Source organism: Winogradskyella costae, assembly GCF_013403865.1.
In the GTDB taxonomy this organism is placed as follows: Bacteria; Bacteroidota; Bacteroidia; order Flavobacteriales; family Flavobacteriaceae; genus Winogradskyella; species Winogradskyella costae.
Genome location: NZ_JABFDK010000001.1, coordinates 384,794 through 411,782 on the forward strand (window position 1 = coordinate 384,794; position 26,989 = coordinate 411,782).

The following is a 26,989-nucleotide window of genomic DNA, read 5'->3' on the forward strand; positions in this document are numbered from 1 at the left end:
CAGCTTTCTTTTAATATAATTTTAAAACTATTTTACTTAAGGAAATGTAACTTTATACGACTACTTAAATATAGAAAAATTAAAATATGAAAAAGTTACTAAGCATTTTAGCTATTACAATACTATTCAGTTGTCATAACCAAGCACAGACAAATTCTAAACAAAAAGCCGTAATAGAGGCCGACCCCGTAGTTGTACCTTTAGAAAATGACAAAGCCAAAGCTTATTTTGCAAGTGGATGTTTTTGGTGTGTCGAAGCCGTTTTTGAAAGTGTAAAAGGGGTTGACGAATCCATTTCTGGTTATGCTGGAGGACATACAGACAACCCAACTTACGAAGAAAGTAACACGGGAAAAACCGGACATGCAGAAGCTGTTGAAATAATTTACAATCCTGAAGTTATAAGTTTTGCAACTTTGGTCGATGTCTATTTTGGATCACAAAATCCAACTCAGGCTAATGGACAAGGACCTGATCATGGTTCGCAATATCGTTCTATAATCTTTTACCAAAACGATGAACAAAAGAAAATCATAGAAGATAAAAAAGCGGCGTTGTCAAAAACATTAGATGCACCTATAGCAGCCGAGGTTTATCCATTTCAAAAATTTTGGATAGCTGAAGATTATCATCAAAATTATGAACGACTCCACCCCAATCAAGGTTATATAAGAAATGTATCTGTTCCTCGTTTGAATAAGTTTAAAGCTAAATTTCCTGAGTTATTAAAAGATGGTGGAAAGCATTAACATTTAAGACCTATCAGGTTTTGAAAATCTGATAGGTCTTAAAATATTATGAAAAACTTATTCCGAAATATACTCCACTTCAATACCAATCATTGGATTTAAAACTCCCTCTTTAGTACGTTTTGGATTTTTATACTCAATAAATCCTTCTCTCCAACCTGAATTGTGATAATTAGACCAAGTCTGCAACATCTTATTCTCTGTAAATGTATATCTATACATGGGACCAAAATAAGCGTACTTTTTAACCTTACCATGTGTGTTAACCATTTCTACTCCGACACATATTCCATTTTCAGGAAACAGAATACCTAAATCTGAAACATTAACCCATAATCTGTATTTTTTATTTTTAGGTTGAATGTATATATTTTCATTATACAATAATTTCCCTGGTGCATTAGCTATAGAGTCAAATTGATAAAATTTCACATTAAAAGTGGCTATATATTCGGCATCATTTCTTTTTTTTAGGTTGATGTAAACCCTATTTACTTTTCCTGTTTTGTTCTTACGATTCTCAATTAGAACTGCGGTTTCATATCCTATTAAAGACGTAACACTCTGATTGCCCTCGCGCTGTTCACCTAAAATTTCCTTTTCACCATATTTTAGTTTTCTACTAGATATAAGTACCTCATCTAGACCTTCAGTTTTAGGGACTAATAAGATATCATAAACCAAATTATCTTTTAACAAATTGACTGATATCATTTTAGATTCATAACCCATTGTAGAAACCTTTATAGTGTCAGTATTAGTGTTTTTTATATTCAATTTAAAGCTTCCAGATTCATCTGAGTAAGTTCCTTTCCCGTTCTTTAAAACGATATTCGCATACGCTATGACTTCCCCAGACAAAGAATCTTTTACAACACCATTAATGGCTTGAGCATTACCAATACTAAGATTAAACAGAACGACTAAAAGTGTGATTATTTTCAAATTTGTTTTTTTTAATTTATAATTCCTTGAATATTAATTGTTTTAAACTTAAAAGGCCAAAACAATCTCTAACTAAATTTTCGTCGCCTTCAATTCAAAAATCATAGGAAACAATTGATTTTTCATTTTATACATTCCTGATTCTGTCTTTATCAAATCTGGAAATACATCATAAGGACTTTCATCATGCTCATTAAGATAATCAATTTGCAATCCAGCTTCAATAAGTGAATTAACAACCTCGCTTAAGCCGTGATTCCACCCATACTCCTTACTCACCATTTTTGAATCTTGGCAGGCATAAGTCCCTTCATATTCGTCATAAATTGCGTCCTCTTGGCTGTAATGATATGTCATTTTTGGTTGCCCATCCAAATAATCAAACATCCATGCAATAGGATGAAATTCTACAATGTAAAACGTTCCTCCTACATTTAAGCGTTCTGAAATCATTTTAGCCCAAGGCTTTAAATCGGGCAACCAACCAATAGTGCCATAACTCGTAAATACGATATCAAAGGTTTCAGAAATATGCTTAGAGGTCTCTAAAACATTACAACACACAAATTCTGCATCGCGTTGTAATTCGGTATTTAATTGCTTTGCTAATTTAACACCTTCATCGCTCAGGTCTACACCTACACACTTCGCCCTCATTCGACTCCAACTTAACGTGTCTTGACCAAAATGACATTGTAAATGCAATAACTTCTTCCCTTTTACATTTCCTAAAGCATTTAATTCATAAGGCATTAAAGAGCTTTTTCCTTTCCTAAAAGCATCAATATTATACATGTCACTTTGTGCATGTATACCTACTTTCTTATTCCAAGTCTCTTTATTAACTTTAAAATAATTGGCCTCATCTTTCATGGTTGATTAATTTAGCATGTAATTTAAAACAACTTTTATTATGAAATCATTATATATTGGCTTAATCAGTCTGTTAATCGTCTCAAGCTGTAAATCTGACCCAGAACAGACGACCTTAAAAGTTAATAAGCAACTATTATCCATAGCTGAAAAAATTGCAAACGCCCATGGTTTTGGCCATTGGGAAAATGTATCTGAAGTCAAATTTACATTTCAAGTAAATACCGATGCTTTAAACGGCAAAGGAAGGTCTTGGTCTTGGTTTCCTAAGAGCAACGAAGTCCTCTTTGAATCTTTATATGGAGAAAAGAGATATTCAAGAAACAATATGGACAGTACGCAAATGGCCAATGACCGCGGTTTTATTAATGATAAATTCTGGCTCTTCGTTCCTTTTCAATTGGTATGGGATACCTCTGCGACAATTTCTGAATCAACAAAAGCACATGCTCCAATTAGCAAAAAAGAATTACATATGATAACTCTTACCTACTCTGACGAAGGTGGCTACACCCCTGGAGATGCTTATGATATTTTTTATGATGATGACTTTATAATTAAAGAATGGATTTACAGAAATGGAAATTCAAAAGAACCTACGCTAATAACCACTTTTGAAAATTATAAAGATTACAACGGTATTAAGATTGCGACAGATCACAAACAAGAAAGTAGCAATTGGAATCTGAAGTTCACAGATATAAGTATTGCTTTGGATGATGAGAAATAACACTGTATTTTTGCATCCTATAATGTAAGATTCGTGCTCTAAGTTTTAACTTAAAGCGCATAGCTTACATTTTCCGCCTTTTGGCGTCTATTATATATAAAGCACTTTAACAATTATGTTAGGGTGCTTTTTTTTTGAAATAAAATCTAATGTTTACGTATCAACTGATATATAAAACCTAAAAGATGTGCCTACACCAATATCACTTTCTAAAATTAAACCTCCTCCTAACATCTCAATATAAGCCTTTGATATAGACAAGCCAATACCAGATCCATGAAGCGCTTTTTCATTACCGACATCAACTTGATAGAAAGGATTAAAAATTGTGTCTTTTTTATCTCTAGGAATACCAACCCCTGTATCTTGGATAAAAATCTCTAATTGGGAGGTCGTCCTATCTAAACTACAGCTAAATATTATACTATCTCCTCTTGAAGTATATTTTATAGCATTTTCTATTAAATGCTTTAATATAGTGGAGAATTTATCGCTATCTGAATATATTTGACTGTCCTTTTCTGAAATGAAATTATTTAAAATAAACTCAACATTCTTTAATTCTGCTTCTGGTGCAAACATTTTATAAACCTCTTCAATAAGATTATTAACATTGAATAATGTTTTTTTGATCGTCATAAGTCCGGTTTCAATCTTAGATATATTTAAAATATCTGTAATAACATCTAATAATTCGTTACCACTACCTTCTATTACTTTAACATATTCTTGGTACTCACTGTCCTCTTGATGGTATTCCTTTAAAAGCTCTGCACACCCCAAAATGCCATACATTGGTGTTCTGATTTCATGACTCATATTCGTCAAAAAAGCAGATTTCAGTTGATCCGATTGCTCTGCACGCTCTTTTGCAATGACCACATTTTTATGTTTCTCAAGAAGCTCTTCTTGTAATTCATTTTCTTTTAACAAGGCATTATGCAAACGATCTATTAAAAACGAAACGGAAAGTACAGTAAGTAGTCCAAAAACTATATTATTAATAAAAACAACAAATAATATTTCTATTGGAGATTCTGAAAAAAACCGAATATCGATCCACTTAGTTAAATCAATGAATAATACAATAATATAAAATACAGCAGATAACAAAACAGAATTAACACCCGCTTTTTTTCCACTGTAAAGCGTTATTAAAACACTTAGCATAAATAATAAAATAGTTCCATTACCATTTAGTCCTAAATCAATGATTAAAGCAAAAGACAACACAAAGAGATTAATAGAAAATATAGTTTTCTTTGTGGTTAGCCGCATGTGCTTATTCAAAATCAAAAACATCATAACCAAAACAGCTACAGTATCTATGACAAAAACAAACCATTTTTCTAATGCAATAGCCATACCTGCACTAGGGATATAAGAAATTAAGCTTAACGCAAGTGTTAATATTAAAATTGAAATAAACAATTTATCTCTAAAATATGATAAGTCGTCTCTTTCTTTTTGATCATTAGAAAAACCACTATATTTAATATACCATTGGCGATAGGACAACCAAAGTTTTTTTAGCATCTATAAAATAATTAATAACTATAAATTTAGTCTGAAAAAGATACGTAAAACTATTTAATTCTTTTTAATTCCCTACTACTTTCTACATTAATCGATTAAAGGAAATATCATATAATTATGCTATTTTTGTTACAAACCGAAAAACCTTTCAAATTGTCCAACTACAAATTAGGTCTTGACTATGCAAAAAAACAAGACGAATTAGACGAATTATCTAGCTACAGAGCACAATTTCATATTCCAAAAGACAAATACGGAAACGATCTTATATACCTATGTGGCAACTCATTAGGCCTACAGCCAAAATCAACCAAGGCTTATATCGATCAAGAATTAGAAGATTGGGCAAATCTCGGAGTAGAAGGTCATACTGATGCTAAAAATCCTTGGTTACCTTATCATGAATTTTTAACGGAGGCTACAGCAAAGCTTGTTGGCGCAAAACCTATTGAAGTGGTCACTATGAACTCTTTAACTGCAAATTTGCATTTTATGATGGCTTCCTTTTATAAACCAACAAAGGAACGTTATAAAATTCTCATAGAGAGTGATGCTTTTCCTTCCGATAAATATGCTGTAGAGTCACAATTACGTCATCATGGTTACGATGATAAAGAAGGTTTAATCTTATGGAAACCAAGAGAAGGCGAAGAATTACTAAATTATGAAGATTTAGAAACCATTCTCAAAGCGCACGGAAATGAAATTGCACTTATTATGGTTGGAGGCGTCAATTATTACACCGGTCAATTTTTCGATTTTAAACGGATTACAAAGCTTGGTCACAGTTACGGTTGTAAAGTTGGATTTGATTGCGCACATGGAGCCGGAAACGTCGATTTAGATTTACATAATTCCGGAGCCGATTTTGCCGTTTGGTGTACGTATAAATACATGAATTCTGGACCAGGAAGTTTATCGGGTTGTTTTGTTCATGAGAGACATGCCTATGATAAAACCTTAAACCGATTTACAGGTTGGTGGAGCCACAATAAAGATACACGTTTTAATATGCGACATGAGTTTGATGTGTTACCAGGAGCCGAAGGTTGGCAACTCAGTAATCCACCAATTTTATCCATGGCAGCTATAAAAGCTTCTTTAGATATGTTTCATGAAGTCGGATTTGATAAAATTCTAAAAAAATCGAAAAAACTAACTGGTTATTTCGAGTTTTTACTGAAGCAATTAGGCGAAGATACCATTAGAATTATCACTCCAGAAAATCCCGATGAACGCGGTTGCCAATTATCTATTCAAGTATTAAATGCAGATAAATCATTACACGACAAATTAACCGAAGCTGGAGTTATTAGCGATTGGCGAGAACCTGATGTGATTAGATGTGCACCAATTCCGTTGTACAATTCATTTGAAGATGTGTATTTGATGGTTGAAAAAATGAAAACAATATTAAAAAGCCCATCTTAGTTATTTAGCAAAAAAGGAACTGGAATGGATTTATTAACACAAATAGAATACTGATTGAATTAAGAACGGAATAATTAAACTATCAAGTCCTAAATCAATTCGGATAATTGAACATCAATTTGCAGAAATAGAGAGCGAAAAAGCGGAACTGCGAAGCAAAGCTTCAAGCATGAAGCTTTGAAAGCGAATGTTTCGAAGGAATTTCCTCAGATTGATTGTGATTTTTGGTTCGTTTGCATCAAGGCAAATGAACAGAAAAATAAATATATGATTAACAAAAAACAAAACATATTAATTATCGGCGCAGGACTCTGCGGAAGCCTACTAGCCTTAAGATTAGGACAAAGAGGCTACAACGTTACTGTTTACGAAATGCGTCCAGACTTAAGAAAAACAGATATCTCTGCAGGTCGTTCTATAAATTTAGCATTTTCAGACAGAGGTAACAAAGCCATGAAACTTGTTGGCATTGAAGACAAAGTAAAGGAACTTTGCATACCAATGAATGGCAGAATGATTCATGATAAAGACGGCAACACTTTTTTATCAAATTATAGTGGACGCGAGCATCAATATATTAATTCAATTTCGAGAGGGGAATTAAACGCATTACTTTTAAATGAAGCCGAAAAGCATGACAATGTAAAAATTTATTTCAACAGAAAATGTAAATCTGTAGATTTTGAAAAAACTACTGCTTTATTTGAAGATTACAATTCTAAAGAAGAATTCATAGAAGATGCGGATTGTATCATAGCAACAGACGGAGCAGGTTCTGCACTTAGAAAAAGTTATTACCTTGGAAAGAAATTTCTATTCAGCTTTTCGCAAGATTATTTAAGTCATGGTTATAAAGAATTAAGCATTCTACCAACAGAAAACGGCGACTATAAAACCTACAAAAATGCATTACATATTTGGCCTAGAAGTAGTTTTATGCTAATTGCCTTACCAAATTTAGATGGTAGTTTTACAGTCACACTATTTTTAAGTTATGCTGAAGGCGAATACAATTTCAATAATTTAACGACACCAGAATTAGTTACGGAATTCTTCCAAAAAGAATTTCCAGATGCTTTAGCAATTATGCCCAATTTAGTGGACGATTTTTTCGAAAACCCCACAGCTGCATTAGGAACCGTAAAATGTTCACCTTGGCATTATAAAGGAAACACACTACTGATGGGAGATTCTGCACATGCTATTGTGCCTTTTTATGGTCAAGGTATGAATGCCTCTTTTGAAGATGTGGTTGAATTTGATAAAGTTTTAGACGAAAATTTAGAAAACTGGGAAGCTACTTTTACAGCTTACGAAAAAAATAGAAAGAAAGACACAGATGCTATTGCCGATTTAGCGATAGATAATTTCCACGAAATGAAAGGTCACGTATCAAATCCTATTTTTCAAGAAAAACGAAAAATAGAAATGGCTCTAGAAAAAGAGTTTCCAACGGAATACGATTCTAAATATAGTTTAGTAACTTTCAACGCCGCGGTAGGCTACAGAGAAGCCATGTTAAGAGGAAGAGCTCAGGATAAAGCGATTTTAAATATGTTAACGGATAAAATTATTTCACCCGAAGACGGTTTAAAAGATATTCTAAAAAAAGTAAAAGCAGAAACTGAAGCTATTTTAGAAGATGATAGAATTGCTGGGTTACATTAGATGCTAGCAAACAACTAACAAACTTGGGATTGAAAACAGTAATTAGTAAATACTAATGTCCCAAATCAATTCAAAGAATTGAACATCAATCTGCAGAAATAAAGAGCGAAGGAATGTAGATGCGAAGCGAAGCTTTAAGCACGGAATTCTGAAAGCGAATGTTCCGAAGGAATTTCCTCAGATTGATTGTGATTTTTGGTTCGTTTGCATCAAGGCAAATGAACATAATAAAAATAAGCAGATTGTCACATCACGAAAAAACGTGATTCACAATGACCGATAATACAAAATTATGAGTAACAATACAAAACCTACTTCCGAAGGAACAGGTGTAACACCAAGAGGAGCCTATCCACACGTAAAACAAGTCGGAGACTTCATATTCGTTTCGGGTACAAGTTCTAGACGCGCAGATAACACCATTGCAGGCGTTGACCTCATCGACGACATGGAAACAAAGCGTTTAAACGCATACACCCAAACCCAAGAAGTTCTAAAAAACATAGAAAAGAACTTAGCAAAAGTTGGAGCCAGCTTAAAAGATGTGGTAGATGTGACCTCTTTTTTAGTCAACATGAATGACTTTGCTGACTATAATAAAGCCTACGGAGAATTCTTTGAAAAAGAAACAGGACCAACCAGAACAACAGTTGCAGTGCATCAGTTACCGCATCCGGATTTGGTGGTGGAGATTAAGGTTATGGCTTATAAGAAGAAAGATTAAAGAACCAAGAGCCAAGAAATATACAGATACTTCCTACCTCTTTTCTCTTGGTTCTTTCATCTGATAACACATGAACATCAAAAACTACATAAACGGAAAATTCCAAAATCCAATTCAAGGCAATTGGATAGATAACTACAACCCTTCTGATGGAGAAATCTATGGACAAATTCCAAACTCATCAAAAGAAGATGTAGAAAGCGCATACAAAAGTGCAAAATCAGCATTCTATAGCTGGAGTCACGCAACCTTAGAAGAACGCAGCAGAATTCTAATTAAAATTTCAGAATTACTAGAAGCCAACTTAGACCGTTTTGCAGAAGCCGAAAGTAAAGACAATGGCAAACCTATTTCATTAGCTAAAGCCGTTGATATTCCTAGAGCAGCAAGTAATTTTCGATTTTTTGGAAATGCGATTACACAATTCGCGAGTGAAAGTCATGAATCTATAGGTCAAAATGCCATTAATTACACCTTGCGTCAACCTATTGGAGTTGTGGGTTGTATTTCGCCTTGGAACCTTCCACTCTATTTATTTACATGGAAAATTGCACCAGCTTTAGCGGCAGGAAATTGCGTAGTTGCCAAACCAAGTGAAATCACACCAATGACGGCCTATTTACTAGGCGAAATTTGTAACGAAGCAGGTTTACCAAAAGGTGTTTTAAATATTGTTCACGGATTAGGAACCTCAACAGGACAAGCCATAATTGAGCATCCAGACATTAAAGCCATAAGTTTTACAGGAGGCACAGCAACAGGAGCACATATTGCGAGAGTCGCTGCACCACTATTCAAAAAATTATCCTTAGAATTAGGTGGGAAAAACCCAAATATCATTTTTGCAGATTGTGATTATGAAGATATGTTAGCAACAACGGTTCGTTCGTCTTTTGCTAATCAAGGGCAGATTTGCTTGTGTGGCAGTCGCATTTTTGTGGAAGCTTCTATCTATGAAAAATTTAAAAAAGACTTTGTTGAAAAAGTAAAAGCATTAAAAGTTGGACATCCATCTGAAGCAGATACCAATATTGGAGCCTTAGTTTCTAAATCGCATTTAGAAAAGGTAAGAGATTACATTCAAATCGCTAAAAATGAAAATGGAACTATTTTATGTGGTGGAAACGAAGTCACAGTAAATGGATATGAAAATGGTTATTATTTAGAACCTACAGTTATTGAAGTACCAAATGATGATTGCAGAGTAAACCAAGAAGAAATATTTGGACCTGTCGTTACTATAATGCCATTCAACTCAGAAGATGACGTTTTAGAAATGGCCAACAAAGTAAAATATGGCTTATCAGCAACACTTTGGACGAATGATTTAAAACGAACTCTGAAACTAAGTAACCAGCTACAAGCCGGAATTGTTTGGGTGAACACTTGGATGATGCGCGATTTAAGAACACCCTTTGGGGGTGTTAAAGCATCTGGTGTTGGACGCGAAGGTGGATTTGAAGCTTTGCGTTTTTTTACGGAAGCCAAGAATGTTTGTATAAAGTATTAACCGTATCCAAAAAGCACCTTGAACAGAAGAGAATTTTTATTACTTGTTTGGACAAAATTTTTAAGACCAGTCTTATTTATTTTTACCATAATCTTTTGTGTCAATTTTCTAATTGATGTTTTTAAAGAAGGTAATTTCGATAATTTTATAAATATTGGAAAATTAATTATCCTAATGGTATTAATTTACATTTCGATATACTTTTTAAACATATTTATAGAATTAATTAGAGATAAAATATATTTAATACTACCAGATTCTATTAAACAGATATTACAAATCTTCAGTAAAATCATAAGTTATATACTTCCTTTTATTTTAGGGGCGTTAATTTATCATTTCTGGTTTGAAGACAAACCTAAAGCGATAGTATTAGTACTCATAATTTTAAATAGTAAAATAAGTAATTATAATAAAAACGAAAAAGAAAATGAATTTCAACCTCAATAACAAATACGCATTAGTTTGTGGTAGCACAGCAGGCATAGGAAAAGCAACAGCAATGGCTTTAGCTGCAGAAGGTGTTCAGGTCACTTTAATCGCTAGAAATGAAGACAAGTTAAAAGCAACACTTTCAGAATTACCTCAACAAAGACCACACGATTATATTGTGGCTGATTTTTCGAATCCAACAGAATTGAGAGCCAAAGTTTCAGACTATATTTCTAAACATCATGGGTTTCATATTTTGGTGAATAATACAGGAGGTCCAAAAGGTGGTCCTGTTTTTTCTGCTGACGTAGAAGAATTTGAATCGGCTTTTACACAGCATTTAAAATGTAACCATGTATTGGCTCAAAATGTTGTTCCTTTTATGAAAACTGAAAATTACGGACGCATAATAAATGTGATTTCAACATCTGTAAAACAGCCTTTAGATGGACTTGGAGTCAGTAATACGATTCGTGGAGCGGTAGCCAACTGGAGTAAAACCTTAGCTAACGAGTTAGGGCAATTTGGTATTACAGTAAACAACGTTTTACCAGGAGCAACAGGTACTGAGCGATTAACCCAAATTATTAAAAACAAATCGGCGAAATCTGGAAGCACAGAAGAAGCAGCAGCTAATGCCATGAAAAATGCTGTGCCTGCAAAACGTTTTGCAAAACCAGAAGAATTAGCTGATGCAATAACGTTTTTAGCAAGTGAACGCGCTGCTTATATTAATGGAATTAATCTTCCTGTTGATGGCGGACGAACAAAATCTTTGTAACTTTATGACTTGTCATTCCTGCGAATACAGGAATCCAAAATAAAAACAATAATAACATAGATTCCTGCCTTCGCAGGAATGACGACAAAACAATATAACCATGAGCAAAATATATCCTCCTATTAACTTTAAAGCATGGATCGATGAAAATCGTCATTTATTAAAGCCACCAGTTGGTAACAAAGTGGTTTGGAAAGATGGAGATTATATAGTCATGGTTGTTGGTGGTCCTAATAGCAGAAAGGATTATCATTATAATGAAACACCAGAATTTTTTCACCAAATCGAAGGTGATATGGTGCTTAAGATCATTGATAACGGCACACCAAAGGACATTCACATTAGAGAAGGTGAAATATTTCTTTTACCACCAAAAGTTCCGCATTCACCGCAACGTGGAGCAAACACGGTTGGATTGGTTATAGAATACCCGAGAGAAAAAGGAGTGCAAGATGCCTTACTTTGGTTCTGTGAAAACTGTACTACCAAATTGTACGAAGAGGATTTTACCGTTGAAAATATCGAAACGGATATGCCTGTAATTTTCGACAAATATTACGGAGACAAGGACAAACGTAAGTGTCCGAATTGTGGTGCGGTAATGGAACCCCCTAAGAAGGTTCAGATTGAAGACTAATTTCTGTGAAAGGAGTAATCTGTGAGCTTTAAATAACTATTAAGCAATAGATAATTGCCTTTACAAGAAGTAAAAAATAATTACAAAAGAATTCAAGATTAAATTGAATTCCAATTAATAAGATTCCTGCTTTCGCAGGAATGATAAAACGAGATGCTTCGACTGCACTCAGCATGACAACTAAATATGACAAAAAGAAAACTTAGAATAAACGGTCATTCACATTTACTTCCTTATCCAGAGGAAATACCTCAGTTTATGCAAGACAAAGGTATTTTTTGGGTAGATAAAGACCGAAAATTCATGCTTCAAAAAGATTGGAATCGCCCCATTACAGATTCTAGTTTTTTCTTAAATGAAAAATTGGCATGGATGGAGCGTTTTAATATTGACCACGCCGTTGTTTTAAACCTGTCTCAACTTTATGGTAACGGGTTACGTGTTGAAGAAATGAAACAAGCGTTACGTTTTCAAAATGATTTTAACGCCAAAATTCAACACAATCACCCGAGTAAATTTACGTGTGGTTTTGTTGTTCATCCTGGGTTTGTCCGTGGGGCTTGTTGGGAAATTGAGCGCTGTGTTGAAGTTTTAGGCCTTCAACTTTTATGTTTACCGACGCATTACATGGATACCATCGGAACTTGGCGTTGTATTTTTGATGAAGAAAACGAACCTATTTTTGAGTTAGCAAACAAATACAATCTTGCTGTTGAAATTCATCCTTACGATGGAGAAAAATTCATAAAATTAGAAAATACCTCTTGGAGGTTTCACTTAATTTGGATGCTGGCACAATGTGCCGATGCGTACCATTTCTTAACTTTAAATGGTTACCAAGACAAATACCCAAATATGCGCACGTGTTTTGCACACGGAGGACAATTGGCACAAATAAACTTAGGTAGACGTATTCAGGGTTTTGACGGGCGACCAGATTTATTTGAAGGTAAAAGTCATCCTAGAAAAGCAGTTGGTCATAAAAATATATTCTTTGATACGCTAGTACACGATACTGGTGGTCTAGAACTATTAATTAGAAATCAAGGTTCCAAACAAGTCTTAATGGGGTTAGATGATCCTTACCCACTTGGCGAAATGGAGAGCGAAAAACAATCGTCTTACCCCGGAAAAATACTGGATTTAGCGGTAGATAGAAAAATTATAACCGAAACCGAATGTGATGCCATTTGGGAAGATAACGTCATTCAATGGTTGTGCGGAGATAATGAAGACTCGAAGCAAAAATTAGTTTCACGTATCCTATCTTAAATAATTTATGTTAAAAGTCCTTCAACCTTAATAATTATGAAAAGAATTGGCGCTTACATAGCTTTGGCTGGCATCCTACTCATCGTATTACCCTACTTTAATCTTACAATTATGTTTTTAAGTAAAATTGATGAATTAGGCCAAAACACAGCTTTAACTATTAAAATTGGTCTTATAATCATAGGTGTAATTCTCTTTTTTATGGACAAATTCACAACTGACAAACAATAATAACTACAAAAGTGTAAGTTGATTCATTCAGCACTTTTACAATAGAACTATTTATGTATTTCTTACCTGAGGATTTAGATAATTACATCGTTGCCCATTCTGAGCAGGAGCCAGAATTACTACAGCAACTCACTAGAGAAACGTATCAAAAAATATTACAACCTATTATGCTTAGTGGTCCTTACCAGGGTCGTGTCTTGAGTATGATATCAAAATTAATTAGACCTCAATCAATTTTAGAACTAGGTACTTTTACAGGCTATGCAACGTTATGTTTAGCTGAAGGACTTCAAAAAAATGGTCAACTTCACACCATTGATATTAATGAAGAATTAGTTGATTTTCAACGAAAATATTTTGATAAATCCGATTACGGAAAACAAATTATTCAGCATACAGGCAGTGCATTAGATATCATCACAGAACTAAACCAAACGTTTGATTTAGTTTTTATCGATGCCGATAAACCCAACTATAGTAATTATTTCCATTTAATCATAGATAAGTTAAATGCGGGAGGCATTATACTTTCAGATAATGTACTGTGGCATGGAAAAGTAGTGGAGCCTGTTGGCGAAAAAGACACCTCAACACAATCTATTTTAGTTTACAATCAATTATTAAAATCAGACAAAAGAATAGAAACCGTTGTGCTACCGATTAGAGACGGCTTAACCATTAGTAGAAAATTATAATCTACCCAACATGAGTGAAATTGATATAAGGACCGTAGATGTTGTTAAGTACATTACTCCATTAAGAGAAGGCGGCTCACTTCCTGCTATTGTAGAAGCTAGTGATGGTTTTCTTTACGTTTTAAAATTCAGAGGAGCCGGACAAGGTACAAAAGCATTAATCTCAGAATTTATTGGAGGAGAATTAGCAAGAGCCATTGGTTTAAAAGTGCCAGAATTGGTCTTTATGAACTTAGATGATTCGTTTAGTAAAACAGAACCTGATGAAGAAATACAAGACCTACTTAAATTTAGTATTGGTTTAAATCTAGGCTTACATTACTTAAGTAGCTCTATAACTTTTGATCCTTTAGTTTCTGTTGCTGATGCTATGACATCCTCTAAAATTGTGCTTTTAGACAGTATCATTAGTAACATTGACCGAACCGTAAAAAACACGAATCTATTAAATTGGAATAAAGAATTATGGGTTATAGATAATGGAGCCAGTTTCTATTTTCACCATAATTGGGATACGTGGAAAAATCATTTAACCAGAACCTTTCCTCTTATTAAAGATCATGTACTTTTAGAACGCGCATCACTTTTGAGTGAGGCCTCTAAAAGCATTGTTAACGCACTTAACAAAAGGACAATTGAAGATATCATTTACAATATACCCAAAGACTGGCTCATAAATGAATCCGATACTCTGACACCAGACCAAATGCGGAAAGCCTATATTGAATACTTAAATTCAAGACTTTTAAAAATAGATACCTTAGTAAAAGAAGCTAAAGATGCAAGATAGAGTGACTTTTGAATATGCCATTATTAGACTTGTTCCTAGAGTTGAGCGCGAAGAGTTTTTCAATATCGGAGTGATTTTATTCTCTAAGCGAAAAAAATTTTTAGGTGTAAAATTTAAAGTCGCCGACGATAAGTTGAATGCCTTTTCTTGCGAGTTAGACCTAGACGCCATAAATTGTTATTTAAAATCTTGGGAATTAATTTCTAAAGGAGAGGTCTCAGGAGGTGCTATTGCTAAATTCGAATTGTCAGATCGATTTAGATGGTTAGCAGCGTCACGTAGCACTATTATACAAAGTTCAAAAACACATTCTGGTTTAACGGAAAATCCAGAACTTGAATTACAATCTATTTTTGAAAAATATGTTTTAGACGCAGATTAACATTATATAATAAAAGCCTCACTATATTTAATGAGGCTTTAAATTATATTTTAATTAAAAAAAATAAATTACTGTACTGCTTGCAAAGCATCAATATTACCATAACCAAAACTGCTATTTTTATTTGGATAAAATTCAGCAGATTGTTTTAATCTGTTTAAAACTTGTGTTCTACTCCAACTTGGATATCTCGACCAGATTAAAGCGGCTATACCAGCTGTAGTTGCTGTAGCTGCAGAAGAACCACCTGTATAGCGTCGTTCACCATCATAGAATCCTAAAACAGGAGGTGCTTTACTTGTATTATTATCTCCTTCCATGATAATGGTAAAGTCTATTTTACTACCGCTATGGCATGTCTCACAACGCTCATAACTACTACCATCGTTTACACCTGTAACTGCAACGGTTTCGCTCATGGTTGCAGGAAATATAACTCCAAATCCATTTGTAAAACTTGTAGAAGTTCCACCCGCAGCAAAAATCAATTTATCTTTACTATAAGCATACTTCACCGCATCTTTAATATTACCGATAGACCACACATAACCTATTGACATAGAGATAATTTTCACATCACTTCTATTACCTAAATCCTTTAGAGCCTGTGACACTCCTTTTCTTTCATGATAATCATTTAATAACACATCTTCAGTTGCTCTGTACGCTACCAAATTTGCATTATAAGCAACACCAACTGGCATGCCGTTATCGTTTCTTGGAGATGCCATTAATGAGCCCATTGCAGTGCCATGACCACATTTATCATCAGGTCCATCATAATTGCTAGACCACCACCAATTAGAATCAATAAAGGTCCCATATTTCTGAACAAAACGACCAGAGGAATAGCCATCATTGATCCCTGTGGAATTTAATAAAGACTGTGTTTTTGAAACCCCTGTATCTATTAAACCAATGGTAACACCAGATCCTGTAGAATAATTCCAAGCACTCGGTATGTTGTGTTCATTAAAGTGCCAAGATACTTGTGCATTATTAGGAGCTATTGTTGAATAATGTGTCGAATTAATTGCATCTCCGCTGGTATCACATCCTGAGCTTGACTTTTCTTCAGCGTTATCAGTATAATGGTTATAACCATTAGGCTCTAAATATCTGACATAATCACTTTCTCTCAGAGCAATAATAGTTTCAAGCTTGGTTACTTCTGCATCAAAAACAGTTAAAACATCATCTGCTTTATATCTTAAGTCCCCTTTAGTAACTTCCTCCCTATTAAGAATCGTAGCAATTAAATCATTTCTTTTAATTTGAAGATCAGTATCACCTGCTTCACCAAAACTCTGACCTTCCTTTCCGTAACCCACAGTCAGTACATTTCGTCCATGGGTTAAGGCACTCCATAAAAAGTGTGCATTTTCAGTATTCCAATCAAAATCTCCCGTAGTTCTAATACTCTCGCTAATTCGTTGATTAATTTGCTCTATAGTTAAAGGGTTTTCAGAGGGTTCAGTGACTTCTGTTTGATTTTCAATAACCGTATCTTTAGAACAAGATATTGTGGTAATTGCTATTAGAAGCATTACTAAGGTATACGTTTTTTTCATATAATAAAATTTAGAAGATTATTAATCCTCTAAATATATTAAATAAAACGCACAAATAACGACTTAAATTTATGGTTATTGTAAAAAACGAGGTCTATTTGTAAGAAGTACACAATTACTTATTGCGTTTTAACGATCCCGTAAAGTCCTCGAGGTCGTCTTTAACTTTTTTTAATTCGTCGGTAATATTTTTAGTTACGTCTGAATCTATAATGTTACTTTCCTTAGCACTTTTAGTCACTTCGTGCTTTATATCGTTGGTTGCATCTTTTAATTGACGCATACCCTTAGCTAAACCACGCGCAATTTCAGGTAATTTATCTGCACCAAATACTAATACCACTATTAATAGTATTACCATTATTTCGGCAGCTCCGATAAACAATATTATAAGTTGATGTATCACAATGCAAATATAAAGTGAGTTTGTGGATTATACACTTCAAATTAAAAATAAAAAAAAAGCCGACTTCAAATAAAGTCGGCTTTAATATATAATATTCTAATTATTAATCCTTTACCGTTTCTTTAAATTTATCGAAATCACTTTCTTTAACTTCTTTAGGCCAGGCGTTATTAGTTGTATCGACATCAGCTGTTTCTAAATCTGGATCGACTTGAACTGATACAATTTCTTTATCGCTAGCAATAGCCTTCGTAACTTCTTTGTCATTTAACCTCCATACTTGCGCAGGATAAGTTTCTCTAGAAGTAGTACCATCTGCATACGTAAATTCTACGATTAGCGGCATTACCAATCCACCTGGCTTATCAAATGTAATTTGATAAAAATACTTCGGAGCAATTTTTATGTCCCTCTGTTCTTTTGGCGTAAAATTATCCATGATATATTCTTTTACTGTAGGCAAATCGTCTATTGATTCATTTGTTTTTATAGCATCTTCATATCCTTCAGCACCTTCTTCAATAAAATACACTAAGCTTTTAGGATCTCTATTATAACGTTCAGCTAATCGTTTACCATTTTCATTTGGAGTTCCTGTTACAGCAAAACGCTTTACTTCTTTTATACCAATATCTGTATAATCTGTGGTATAGAACCAACCTCTCCAGAACCAATCTAAATCTACCGCAGATGCATCTTCCATTGTTCGAAAGAAGTCTTCTGGCGTTGGGTGTTTAAATTTCCAACGGTTTGCGTATTCTTTAAACGAATAATCAAATAGGTCCTGTCCCATTACCGTTTCTCTCAATATATTTAAGGCTGTAGCTGGCTTACTGTAAGCATTATTTCCAAATTGATATGTATTTAAACCTTTGGTCATTATAGGTGCAATATAGTCTTGATCTCCTCCCATATACCTTACGATGTTTTTAGCAGGCCCTCGTCGTGATGGAAATGCTTTATCATTAGGTGATAAAGCACCAGGATACCATTTTCCAAAATCTTGTTCGGCAACATATTGTGTGAATGTATTTAAACCCTCATCCATCCATGTCCATTGGCGCTCATCACTATTTACAATCATTGGGAACCAGTTATGCCCAACCTCATGAATAATAACTCCAATCATTCCATATTTTGTTCTATCTGAATAATTTCCTTCTTTATCAGGACGACCAAAATTAAAACAAATCATCGGGTACTCCATACCCATTGGCGCATGTACTGAGATTGCTTTATGGTAAGGGTAATCAAATGTCATTCTTGAGTATGTTCTTAACGTACTCGCAACAGACTTCGTTGACCATTGCTCCCAAAGAGGATTTCCTTCTTTAGAATATAAAGACACGGCCATAACATCTTTTTCTTCTAATTTCACAGCCATCATATCCCATAAAAACTTACGAGAGGTTGCAAAACCAAAATCACGAACCATCTGTGCAGACAGTTTCCATGTTTTTTTATTTTTACTTTTAGATTTCTCGGTAACTTCTGCTTCTGCCTGTGTTACAATCATTACAGGTTCATCGTAAGATTTTTTCGCCTTATTAAAACGCTTCATCATATCTTTAGTGAATACTTCTTCTCGATTTACTAAATGCCCTGTACCATCTAATATATGATCTGCAGGCACTGTAATATTCACATCAAAATCACCAAATGGTAACGCAAACTCATCACGTCCCCAGAATTGAGAATTTTGCCAACCTTCTACATCATTATAAACAGCCATACGTGGGTAAAACTGAGCCATTACATAAATACGATTATCGTTTTCTTCAAAATATTCATAACCTGAGCGTCCACCATCTCTTACGTGGTCATTAATGTTGTACCACCATTTAATTTTGAATGAAAATTTCTCACCAGATTTTAAAACTTTCGGCAACTCTACACGCATCATTGTACGGTTAATAGTATGAGGTAAATCCTTTCCATTAACATCCTTAACATGCTCTATATTAAAACCTCCATCAAAAGATCCCTTTAAATACGACGTAACAGCTCTAGACGGTGCTGTAGCGGGAGAAATACCAGAATTGCTAATAAGTGGCGTTTTAGAATCTCTTGCTCGCATATTCTGATCTAATTGTACCCAAAGGTATTTTAGATCATCTGGTGAATTATTGGTATATGTAATCGTCTCATCACCATACAATTTTGCATTGTCATCATCGATTTCAATATCCATTTTGTAATCTGCTTGCTGCTGGTAATAGCCAGGTCCCGGAGCCCCCGAACCAGTTCTAAAAACATTGGGCGTTGCAAATTCTTCATATAATTGCTTGAATTTGTTTTCATTAGTGTGACCCTGTTGGCGTTCTGACTTTGCACCATCTTGAGCGTAAGTGCTAAAAGACGTAAAAAGCAGAGCACATAGGATAAATTTAAAAATTTTCATAAAAATTAATTGTTGTTAAAGTGGTGACTAAAGTATGAATTTATAATTGCTTTAATATTGTATTACTCAAAATTTAACACGCAAGTGTCATTCTCTGGCACCAATAAAAAGCTCTTATTTTTGCTTTTTAGTTTTAGTCGTAAAATATTCTGTTGGTCTGAAAACACATCAAATAAAACTTGATTTGTAACCGCGATAGATTTGATACTTGAAACATGTTCTACTTCTAAATAACAATAGGTAATATCGTCTTTATATTCTTTTCCTATAAATTTAAAATTTACATCAGCTCCATTAACTTTAATTTTCAATTTGTCTGATAAATACCGACTCATGTAGGTTTCTACGGTTTCTAACTCGTCTTTGCCAGCGAGTGTTATCCGTTCATCGTAACGCTTTCGTAATAAAGTTTCGAAATCATCTATAAAAATCTGACTTATGATTTGAAGAGACTGTTGTTCCTTAGCATATTCTACTTCTGTGACACTGACGTAATATTCGTGCGAATTAGAGTTAGAGATAAAAAATGGAAGGATAAAAAGAAGGATAAAAAAATTTTGTAGCTTCATGTTTTGCTTTTGGGATGTATTATACGTTTACAAAACGCAGTCCAAAGTTAATCTTTAGTTACTGATTTTCTATTTTCTTGATATACTTTTAGCTTTGCCTGTAAAAATTCTAGCATTGTAATATCATCATTTTTATTGCATAGTGTTAAGAATTCATCGTCTTCTTGACAAAATAGAAAATACTCAGCACGTAGATTTTCTGCTAAAGAATCATTTTCAAAAATATAATTTTCATAGTTGTTTTTCATGCGTTCTATACACGCACTGCGATCGTCTAGTTCTACAATAGCTTTTAACTTTTTTGTTCGTCCACTGATAGTATTGAGTACCTTAAAGAAATTAACGCTAAACCCCAAACCTACACTACCCCAAGATCCCCCATCTGCATCGTATAATTTTCGTTCATTTTGTGTTAATGGTTTCCCTTTATAGCCAGGAATACCTAAATCATAAAAATTAATTTCTGGTTTCTCCTCTGAATTTTGAAGATCGGACTCTAAACTTCCTGTTAAAATTTTACCGACAATGACTTCATTTAACTCGCTTACATTTTCAATCATCTGAACATACAACTCCCCTGAGTGCATTACCGCGTCAGAAACTATAATCTCTTGTGTTTGATATTTTACTCCTGAAATAACTAGAGTGTCTAAGGCTTTAGCTAGAATAATGAAACTTCCGTCATCTTCAGAAATGGTATATTTTGCTGCTGTTTTGTTTTGGACATGCAGTCCTTCAACCTCATCGTTTGCAATTAACTTACCATTTAAATCACTTCGCTGAGCGTTTACAAAAAACATGCTAAAAAAAGCAATAACACCATAAAGAATTCTACTCTTTTTCACTGATACCTTTTAAAAACACCTTGCTTAACTGAGAAATACGTTCTAAAAGTTGCATTTCCTTATTTTCTTCAAATAAGCTATCCTCTACTCCTTCCTCCTCAACGTAATCAATAAATGCTTCGACCTGATCTAGAGGAATTTCAAAATTATTATGAATATAATTAACGCTATAAATATCTAATGCTTGCTTAAATGGGGTCTTTTCGATTAATTGATTTTTCTTAGTCTTAGACTTCTTGTCATCAATATTAACGACTTGCTTTATTAAAAAACCAGCCACGTTAACCAAATCAAGCATGTTTCCAACATAAGGGTTATACTCAGTAAAGGCCAAATTATCAGCTTTAGTTTTGTAATCGGCAGAAAACTCAAAATCTTCAATATTATCTAATCCAAAATAAACAGCATCTAAGCTTACATTATAGGTTCTAACATTTTCTAAATCGGCTCCTAAGTTACCCGTTAGGTCAAATGGTAGTAAAACAACCTCATCTAATTTATTAACCTCTTCCACAAGAATTACCGTTAAACGTTTAGACAATATCACCTTATCCGTAATTACGACATTAAAATCCTTAAATTGAAGCGATCCAAATTCTACAACATCATTCAGAGCTACATCTATTTCAAAATTTCCATCGGCATCTGTATAAGTTCCTTTATTAGAAGACGAATTATAGACAGTAACTCCTTCTTTATCTTCGGATGACACGACGACTTTACCATTAACGGTAATCCTTTCAATATCCTGACTAAAAGCAGTTAAAGTAACAATTCCGAATATTAAGAGTAGTATTTTTCTCATATGTTTTAACTATTTTTTTATTATTGTCACATGCTGTTAGCGATTAATCATTTCCTTAACTGAAAACAACTTTAACATGCTCATTTCACGATTTTATTTCTTGTACTAAATTTCGGGTATATTCTTCAATTCTCATAGGAATTGACTAGTAAATGTTTGTTAAATTAGAAAATAGAAGAATTCATAAAGATTAACGTTCTTTGTAAAACTGTATAATTAAAATATTACTATTTTGAAATCAATTATTATTGCAAGTACTTCTACAATCCATGGTAGTGGTTATTTAGACTATTTATTAGATGAACTTCGAGGTCATTTTAAATCTGTAGATGAAATCCTATTTATTCCTTATGCTAGACCGGGTGGTATTTCGCATGATGATTATACAAGTATAGTTTCTAAAGCTTTTAAAACCATTCAAAAAACAGTAAAAGGCATTCATGAATTTAAAAATGCAGAAGAAGCTGTTAAAAACGCACAAGGTATTTTCGTTGGCGGAGGTAATACGTTTGTACTGGTTTCACAGCTTTATAAAAATAAAGTATTACTACCTATAAAAGAAGCCGTTAAAAACGGAACACCCTATTTAGGTACAAGTGCAGGTAGTAATATTTGTGGTTTAACGATGAATACCACTAATGACATGCCAATTGTATATCCTCCGAGTTTTAAAACCTTAGGATTAGTCCCGTTTAATATTAATCCGCATTATCTAGATCCTATTGAAGGTAGCACCCATATGGGTGAAACGAGAGAAACTCGAATTAAAGAATTTCATGCGTTTAATAACCAACCTGTGATTGGGTTACGTGAAGGTAGTTGGATTGCTGTTGAAGGAGACAAACTTACATTAAAAGGAACTTTAGAAGCTCGGATTTTTGAACACCACAAGGAGCCTTATGAAATTGCTACCAATGCCGATTTAACTTTTTTAAAATAGTTTTAAATTATAGTCATTCACTTTAATTAAAAACTTAAAAAATAACCAGCAAAAAACAAAAAAGCGTCCAATGGACGCTTTTTTCAACTAACTAACTCAAATAATTGTCTACTCCTAGACATTTTTGTTTTTAAAACGCTTAAGAAACATCTCTGCTTCTTTTGCATTAGATTTTTGTGCGTGTCTTACTGGGGTATAACCCTTATCGCACGATTGGTGAATTTTGGAACCTGCAGTGATTAATACCTTAATTATTTCTACACGATTATATTTTGCAGCGTAGTGAATTGGCATCATACCATTAGACTTTGCATTTACATTTGCACCGGCTTTTATAAGCTTATTGACTTCTTCTAAGTTTCCTGTTGCAACAGCCCTAGACAAAGGACTGACATCAACTGTGTTTATGATAACCTCATTTAAATCTGAAGTTAAAATGTCATTAGATGCATTTCCGTTTGAAATTGAGAAACCTAATGCTAAGGCTAATACGATTACTGATTTTTTCATGATGAAAGATTTTAAATTTGATTGATTGCTTTTTGATTATACTAAATAGACGACATATTCCTCAAAGTGTTACACTAAAAAAAAATTTATAACGTTTCTTTAACGCTTTGAAAACAAATATGTTAATACCATCATAAAACGTAAAGAGATCTTTACGAACAAATTAGAAAGACTTAAAATAGCGTTAACATATTAAATTTTTTTACCATACCGATTTGTTGTAGCGTTGTATGTATTATCTTTGATACTCAAAATATTTCACATGAATAAAAAGGTTATTTTAATGATTTTAGATGGTTGGGGAAAATCGCCCGATCCTAAAGTTTCAGCTATAGACAATGCAAACACTCCATTTATAGATTCGCTTTACACCAAATACCCAAGTGCCAGTTTAAGAACTGATGGTTTACATGTTGGTTTACCAGAAGGACAAATGGGAAATAGTGAAGTTGGACATATGAATTTGGGTGCTGGACGAATTGTATATCAAGATTTAGTAAAAATTAACCTTGCTGTAGAAAATAACACCCTTCGTGAAGAGCCTGTTTTAAAAACAGCTTTCGAGTATGCTAAAGTCAATAATAAAAATGTACACTTTTTAGGCTTAGTTAGTGATGGTGGCGTGCATTCTCATATTAATCATCTTTTTGGACTCTTAGATGCCACACATGATTATGGTCTAGAAAACGTATTTGTACATGCTTTTACAGATGGAAGAGATGTAGATCCAAAATCTGGATTTAGTTTTATTTCTAAATTAGAAGACCACCTTATAAAAACCTCTGCAAAACTCGCATCCGTAACTGGTCGTTATTATGCCATGGACAGAGACAAGCGTTGGGAACGTGTGAAGATTGTTTATGATGCATTGGTAAATGGAGAAGGAGAAAAAACTAAAGATGCCTTAAAGTCGATTCAAGATAATTACGAAAACGACATTACAGACGAATTTATAAAACCTTTAATTGTGACCGGTGATGAAAACCAGCCTGTGACCACTATTAAAGAGGATGATGTTGTGATCTTTTTTAATTTTAGAACCGACCGGGGAAGGCAACTCACAGAAGCATTGACACAAAAAGATTTTCATGAGTACAACATGCACAAAATGAATCTTCATTATGTGACCATAACAAATTACGATAGTACTTTTGACGGAATTAATGTTGTTTTCAATAAAGACAACCTTACAGAAACCTTAGGTGAAGTTTTAGAAAAACATCATAAAAAGCAAATCCGTATCGCTGAAACTGAGAAGTATCCTCACGTTACTTTTTTCTTTTCAGGTGGACAAGAAAAACCATTTGAAGGTGAAACTCGAATTTTAAGAAACTCACCAAAAGTAGCGACCTACGATTTAAAACCAGAAATGAGTGTTTATGAATTAACGGATGCACTAGTTCCAGAACTTAAAAAAGGAGACGTTGATTTTGTATGTCTTAATTTTGCGAATGGTGATATGGTTGGCCACACAGGCGTTATGCAAGCAGCGATAGAAGCTTGTGAACATGTAGATAAATGCGTTAAAGAAGTTGTAACTACAGCCTTAGAAAATGACTATACCACTATTTTAATTGCTGATCATGGTAACTGCGAAACCATGATAAATCCTGATGGCACTCCAAATACGGCACACACCACAAACCCCGTACCTATTATACTAATAGACAAAGACTTAAAACACATTAAAGACGGTGTTTTAGGAGACATAGCCCCAACAGTTTTAGAGTTAATTGGTGTACCTCAGCCTAAAGCAATGACTAGAGAAAGTCTTGTATAAATATCTTAATAGTGTAACTTTGCCCTAGATTATAATAAATAGCATGAATTTTCAAAATAGATTAATAGTGGCCGTAGATTTTGATGGGACCATTGTAGAAGATGCCTATCCTAAAATTGGAAAAACGCGCATCTTTGCTTTTGAAACCTTAAAGCGTCTTCAAGAAGATGGTCATCGCTTAATCCTTTGGACATATAGAAATGGTGCTAAATTACAAGAGGCTGTTGAATTTTGTAAAGATAACGGCATTGAATTCTATGCCGTAAATGCTAGTTTTCCTGAAGAAAAATACGATTACAGTAGAAGTCGAAAAATCCATGCCGACCTTTTTATTGATGATAGAAATATCGGTGGTATTCTCGGCTGGGGCGAAGTTTATCAAATTATCACAAATGAAGAACCAAAAATTCCTGTTGCTAATAAAAAGTGGTGGCAATTTTAGTAGGTCTTCTCTTTTATTAGATTAAAATAAGATTTTTCAATTTCCTCTCTGTGATCTGGGTGCGCGATACTGACTAAAGCTTTTACTCTGTTTTTAATTGTTTTACCATACAGATTCGCAATGCCGTATTCTGTAACCACATAATGTACATGCGCTCTCGTTGTTACAACACCTGCTCCTGGTTTTAATATAGGAACAATTCTACTGATTCCATTTTTAGTTACCGATGGTAATGCAATAATAGCTTTACCTCCATCACTTAATGATGCTCCTCTAATAAAATCCATTTGTCCACCAACACCAGAATACATATCAGAACCAATAGAGTCTGCACATACCTGACCTGTCACATCAACCTCAATTGCAGAATTGATGGCAACCATCTTAGGATTCTGTTTAATATATGCTGCGTTATTTGTATAATTTGAAGCGCGCATTTCTACAAACGGATTATCATCTACATAATTATACAAGCGTTTAGAGCCCATTAAAAATGTTGAAAGCGCTCGTCCACGATTAATCTTTTTATAATTCCCGTTTATAACATTATTAAGAATTAAATCTATGACTCCGTCTGAAAACATCTCCGTATGCAAACCTAAATCTTTATGATTCTTAAGCTGTGTTAAAACGGCATTAGGAATAGAACCAATTCCCATCTGAAGTGTACTTCTATCCTCGATTAAACTGGCTACGTATTCTCCTATTTTAAGTTCTATAGTATTAGGTTCAGCCATGAGATGTACTGGCAGTTCTTCATTCGACTCTACAAAGTAATCGATTTCTGAACTGTGAATAATTCCCGCTCCATGTGTTCTTGGCATTTGCGGATTTACTTGTGCAATAACAACCTTAGCATTATCTATAGCAGCCAAAATCGCCTCAACAGAAACACCCAGAGAACAATAACCATGGCGATCTGGAACAGAAACATGAATCAAAACCACATCCAATTCTAAAACACGTTGCTGAAAAAGGCGCGGCAATTCACTTAAAAAAACTGGAGTGTATGATCCGTTACCTGCTTTTATAGTATGTCTTACATTTTTCCCAAGAAAGAAGGAATTAACATGAAAACTGTCTCTCAAATCCGGATTAGCATAAGGTGCAACTCCTTCTGTATGTAATTGACAAACCTCAACATTACGAAGTTCTTCATGTCTTGCCGACAAAGCCTTAATAAGGACTTGAGGTGCTGCAGCTGCTGCTTGAATATATACACGATCATTAGACTTCACAACCTTTAAAGCCTCTTCTGCCGTTGCAATTCTATACATAGTTATTCCATTTAATACAGCAAACATATAACAGAAAACTTATTTATAAACTGTTAT

Annotated in this window: 27 protein-coding genes; 16 read left to right on the plus strand and 11 right to left on the minus strand. The window is 34.0% G+C overall.

Going from position 1 to position 26,989, the window contains the following annotated elements; genetic code table 11:
* Positions 1 to 86: 86 nt before the first annotated feature.
* A complete protein-coding gene (gene msrA, locus HM986_RS01695; protein WP_179333354.1) occupies positions 87 to 749 on the plus strand; it encodes a peptide-methionine (S)-S-oxide reductase MsrA in 663 nt (220 codons plus the stop codon).
* Between the two features lie 57 nt (positions 750 to 806).
* Here msrA and HM986_RS01700 read toward each other — a convergent pair whose 3' ends face one another.
* Both HM986_RS01700 and HM986_RS01705 read right to left on the minus strand, forming a co-directional pair.
* Positions 807 to 1,694, minus strand: coding sequence for a carboxypeptidase-like regulatory domain-containing protein (locus HM986_RS01700; protein ID WP_179333355.1), 888 nt, complete (start codon positions 1,692 to 1,694; stop codon positions 807 to 809).
* 72 nt (positions 1,695 to 1,766) lie between these two features.
* Positions 1,767 to 2,567, minus strand: a complete 801-nt coding sequence (locus HM986_RS01705; protein ID WP_179333356.1) for a class I SAM-dependent methyltransferase — start codon at positions 2,565 to 2,567, stop codon at positions 1,767 to 1,769.
* Positions 2,568 to 2,607: 40 nt separating this feature from the next.
* On the opposite strand from HM986_RS01705, the gene HM986_RS01710 reads away from it, so the two are divergent.
* Positions 2,608 to 3,297 carry a hypothetical protein gene (locus HM986_RS01710; RefSeq protein WP_179333357.1) on the plus strand — a complete coding sequence of 230 codons (690 nt, stop codon included), beginning with the start codon at positions 2,608 to 2,610 and terminating at the stop codon, positions 3,295 to 3,297.
* Positions 3,298 to 3,450: 153 nt separating this feature from the next.
* On the opposite strand, the gene HM986_RS01715 is transcribed toward HM986_RS01710, so the two are convergent.
* Positions 3,451 to 4,833, minus strand: a complete 1,383-nt coding sequence (locus tag HM986_RS01715) for a sensor histidine kinase (protein WP_179333358.1) — start codon at positions 4,831 to 4,833, stop codon at positions 3,451 to 3,453.
* 153 nt (positions 4,834 to 4,986) lie between these two features.
* Between HM986_RS01715 and kynU the strand changes: the two genes are divergently transcribed.
* From kynU to HM986_RS01770, 11 genes are all read left to right on the plus strand, one after another.
* On the plus strand, positions 4,987 to 6,264 hold the full coding sequence (gene kynU, locus HM986_RS01720; protein WP_179333359.1) for a kynureninase: 1,278 nt from the start codon (positions 4,987 to 4,989) through the stop codon (positions 6,262 to 6,264).
* Positions 6,265 to 6,531: 267 nt separating this feature from the next.
* Positions 6,532 to 7,932 (plus strand): FAD-dependent oxidoreductase, encoded by a 1,401-nt coding sequence (locus HM986_RS01725; RefSeq protein ID WP_218841376.1) that lies wholly within the window; start codon positions 6,532 to 6,534, stop codon positions 7,930 to 7,932.
* Positions 7,933 to 8,224: 292 nt separating this feature from the next.
* Positions 8,225 to 8,656, plus strand: coding sequence for a RidA family protein (locus tag HM986_RS01730; protein WP_179333360.1), 432 nt, complete (start codon positions 8,225 to 8,227; stop codon positions 8,654 to 8,656).
* Between the two features lie 70 nt (positions 8,657 to 8,726).
* Entirely contained in the window at positions 8,727 to 10,166 is a 1,440-nt protein-coding gene (locus HM986_RS01735; protein WP_179333361.1) for an aldehyde dehydrogenase, read from the plus strand.
* 430 nt (positions 10,167 to 10,596) lie between these two features.
* Entirely contained in the window at positions 10,597 to 11,379 is a 783-nt protein-coding gene (locus HM986_RS01740; protein ID WP_179333362.1) for an SDR family oxidoreductase, read from the plus strand.
* A 100-nt stretch (positions 11,380 to 11,479) separates the two neighbouring features.
* Entirely contained in the window at positions 11,480 to 12,016 is a 537-nt protein-coding gene (locus HM986_RS01745; protein WP_179333363.1) for a 3-hydroxyanthranilate 3,4-dioxygenase, read from the plus strand.
* Positions 12,017 to 12,202: 186 nt separating this feature from the next.
* Positions 12,203 to 13,288, plus strand: a complete 1,086-nt coding sequence (locus HM986_RS01750; protein ID WP_179333364.1) for an amidohydrolase family protein — start codon at positions 12,203 to 12,205, stop codon at positions 13,286 to 13,288.
* Positions 13,289 to 13,324: 36 nt separating this feature from the next.
* Positions 13,325 to 13,519, plus strand: coding sequence for a hypothetical protein (locus HM986_RS01755; RefSeq protein WP_179333365.1), 195 nt, complete (start codon positions 13,325 to 13,327; stop codon positions 13,517 to 13,519).
* 53 nt (positions 13,520 to 13,572) lie between these two features.
* Positions 13,573 to 14,214 (plus strand): O-methyltransferase, encoded by a 642-nt coding sequence (locus HM986_RS01760; protein ID WP_179333366.1) that lies wholly within the window; start codon positions 13,573 to 13,575, stop codon positions 14,212 to 14,214.
* A gap of 10 nt (positions 14,215 to 14,224) precedes the next feature.
* Positions 14,225 to 15,004 carry a HipA family kinase gene (locus tag HM986_RS01765; RefSeq protein ID WP_179333367.1) on the plus strand — a complete coding sequence of 260 codons (780 nt, stop codon included), beginning with the start codon at positions 14,225 to 14,227 and terminating at the stop codon, positions 15,002 to 15,004.
* Positions 14,994 to 15,386, plus strand: coding sequence for a DUF3037 domain-containing protein (locus HM986_RS01770; RefSeq protein WP_179333368.1), 393 nt, complete (start codon positions 14,994 to 14,996; stop codon positions 15,384 to 15,386). The genes HM986_RS01765 and HM986_RS01770 overlap by 11 nt, the downstream gene beginning before the upstream one ends.
* Before the next feature lie 68 nt (positions 15,387 to 15,454).
* Here HM986_RS01770 and HM986_RS01775 read toward each other — a convergent pair whose 3' ends face one another.
* The 6 genes from HM986_RS01775 to HM986_RS01800 form a co-directional block, all read right to left on the minus strand.
* A complete protein-coding gene (locus HM986_RS01775) occupies positions 15,455 to 16,957 on the minus strand; it encodes a S8 family peptidase (RefSeq protein WP_179333369.1) in 1,503 nt (500 codons plus the stop codon).
* A 115-nt stretch (positions 16,958 to 17,072) separates the two neighbouring features.
* Positions 17,073 to 17,363, minus strand: a complete 291-nt coding sequence (locus HM986_RS01780; RefSeq protein ID WP_394354216.1) for a Sec-independent protein translocase subunit TatA/TatB — start codon at positions 17,361 to 17,363, stop codon at positions 17,073 to 17,075.
* 103 nt (positions 17,364 to 17,466) lie between these two features.
* On the minus strand, positions 17,467 to 19,764 hold the full coding sequence (locus HM986_RS01785; RefSeq protein ID WP_179333370.1) for a M1 family metallopeptidase: 2,298 nt from the start codon (positions 19,762 to 19,764) through the stop codon (positions 17,467 to 17,469).
* A gap of 62 nt (positions 19,765 to 19,826) precedes the next feature.
* A complete protein-coding gene (locus HM986_RS01790; protein WP_179333371.1) occupies positions 19,827 to 20,333 on the minus strand; it encodes a DUF6702 family protein in 507 nt (168 codons plus the stop codon).
* 47 nt (positions 20,334 to 20,380) lie between these two features.
* Entirely contained in the window at positions 20,381 to 21,178 is a 798-nt protein-coding gene (locus HM986_RS01795) for a peptidase associated/transthyretin-like domain-containing protein (RefSeq protein ID WP_179333372.1), read from the minus strand.
* Positions 21,165 to 21,983, minus strand: coding sequence for a carboxypeptidase-like regulatory domain-containing protein (locus tag HM986_RS01800; RefSeq protein WP_179333373.1), 819 nt, complete (start codon positions 21,981 to 21,983; stop codon positions 21,165 to 21,167). The genes HM986_RS01795 and HM986_RS01800 overlap by 14 nt, the downstream gene beginning before the upstream one ends.
* A 232-nt stretch (positions 21,984 to 22,215) precedes the next feature.
* Between HM986_RS01800 and pepE the strand changes: the two genes are divergently transcribed.
* Positions 22,216 to 22,923, plus strand: coding sequence for a dipeptidase PepE (pepE, locus tag HM986_RS01805; protein WP_179333374.1), 708 nt, complete (start codon positions 22,216 to 22,218; stop codon positions 22,921 to 22,923).
* A gap of 114 nt (positions 22,924 to 23,037) precedes the next feature.
* On the opposite strand, the gene HM986_RS01810 is transcribed toward pepE, so the two are convergent.
* Positions 23,038 to 23,433, minus strand: coding sequence for an ankyrin repeat domain-containing protein (locus HM986_RS01810; protein WP_179333375.1), 396 nt, complete (start codon positions 23,431 to 23,433; stop codon positions 23,038 to 23,040).
* A 262-nt stretch (positions 23,434 to 23,695) separates the two neighbouring features.
* Between HM986_RS01810 and gpmI the strand changes: the two genes are divergently transcribed.
* Both gpmI and HM986_RS01820 read left to right on the plus strand, forming a co-directional pair.
* Positions 23,696 to 25,213 carry a 2,3-bisphosphoglycerate-independent phosphoglycerate mutase gene (gpmI, locus tag HM986_RS01815; protein WP_179333376.1) on the plus strand — a complete coding sequence of 506 codons (1,518 nt, stop codon included), beginning with the start codon at positions 23,696 to 23,698 and terminating at the stop codon, positions 25,211 to 25,213.
* A 43-nt stretch (positions 25,214 to 25,256) separates the two neighbouring features.
* Positions 25,257 to 25,655: a BT0820 family HAD-type phosphatase gene (locus HM986_RS01820; protein WP_179333377.1), complete on the plus strand. Its 399-nt coding sequence runs from the start codon at positions 25,257 to 25,259 to the stop codon at positions 25,653 to 25,655.
* On the opposite strand, the gene HM986_RS01825 is transcribed toward HM986_RS01820, so the two are convergent.
* Positions 25,652 to 26,932 carry an acetyl-CoA hydrolase/transferase family protein gene (locus HM986_RS01825; protein WP_179333378.1) on the minus strand — a complete coding sequence of 427 codons (1,281 nt, stop codon included), beginning with the start codon at positions 26,930 to 26,932 and terminating at the stop codon, positions 25,652 to 25,654. The genes HM986_RS01820 and HM986_RS01825 overlap by 4 nt on opposite strands.
* Positions 26,933 to 26,989: the final 57 nt, after the last annotated feature.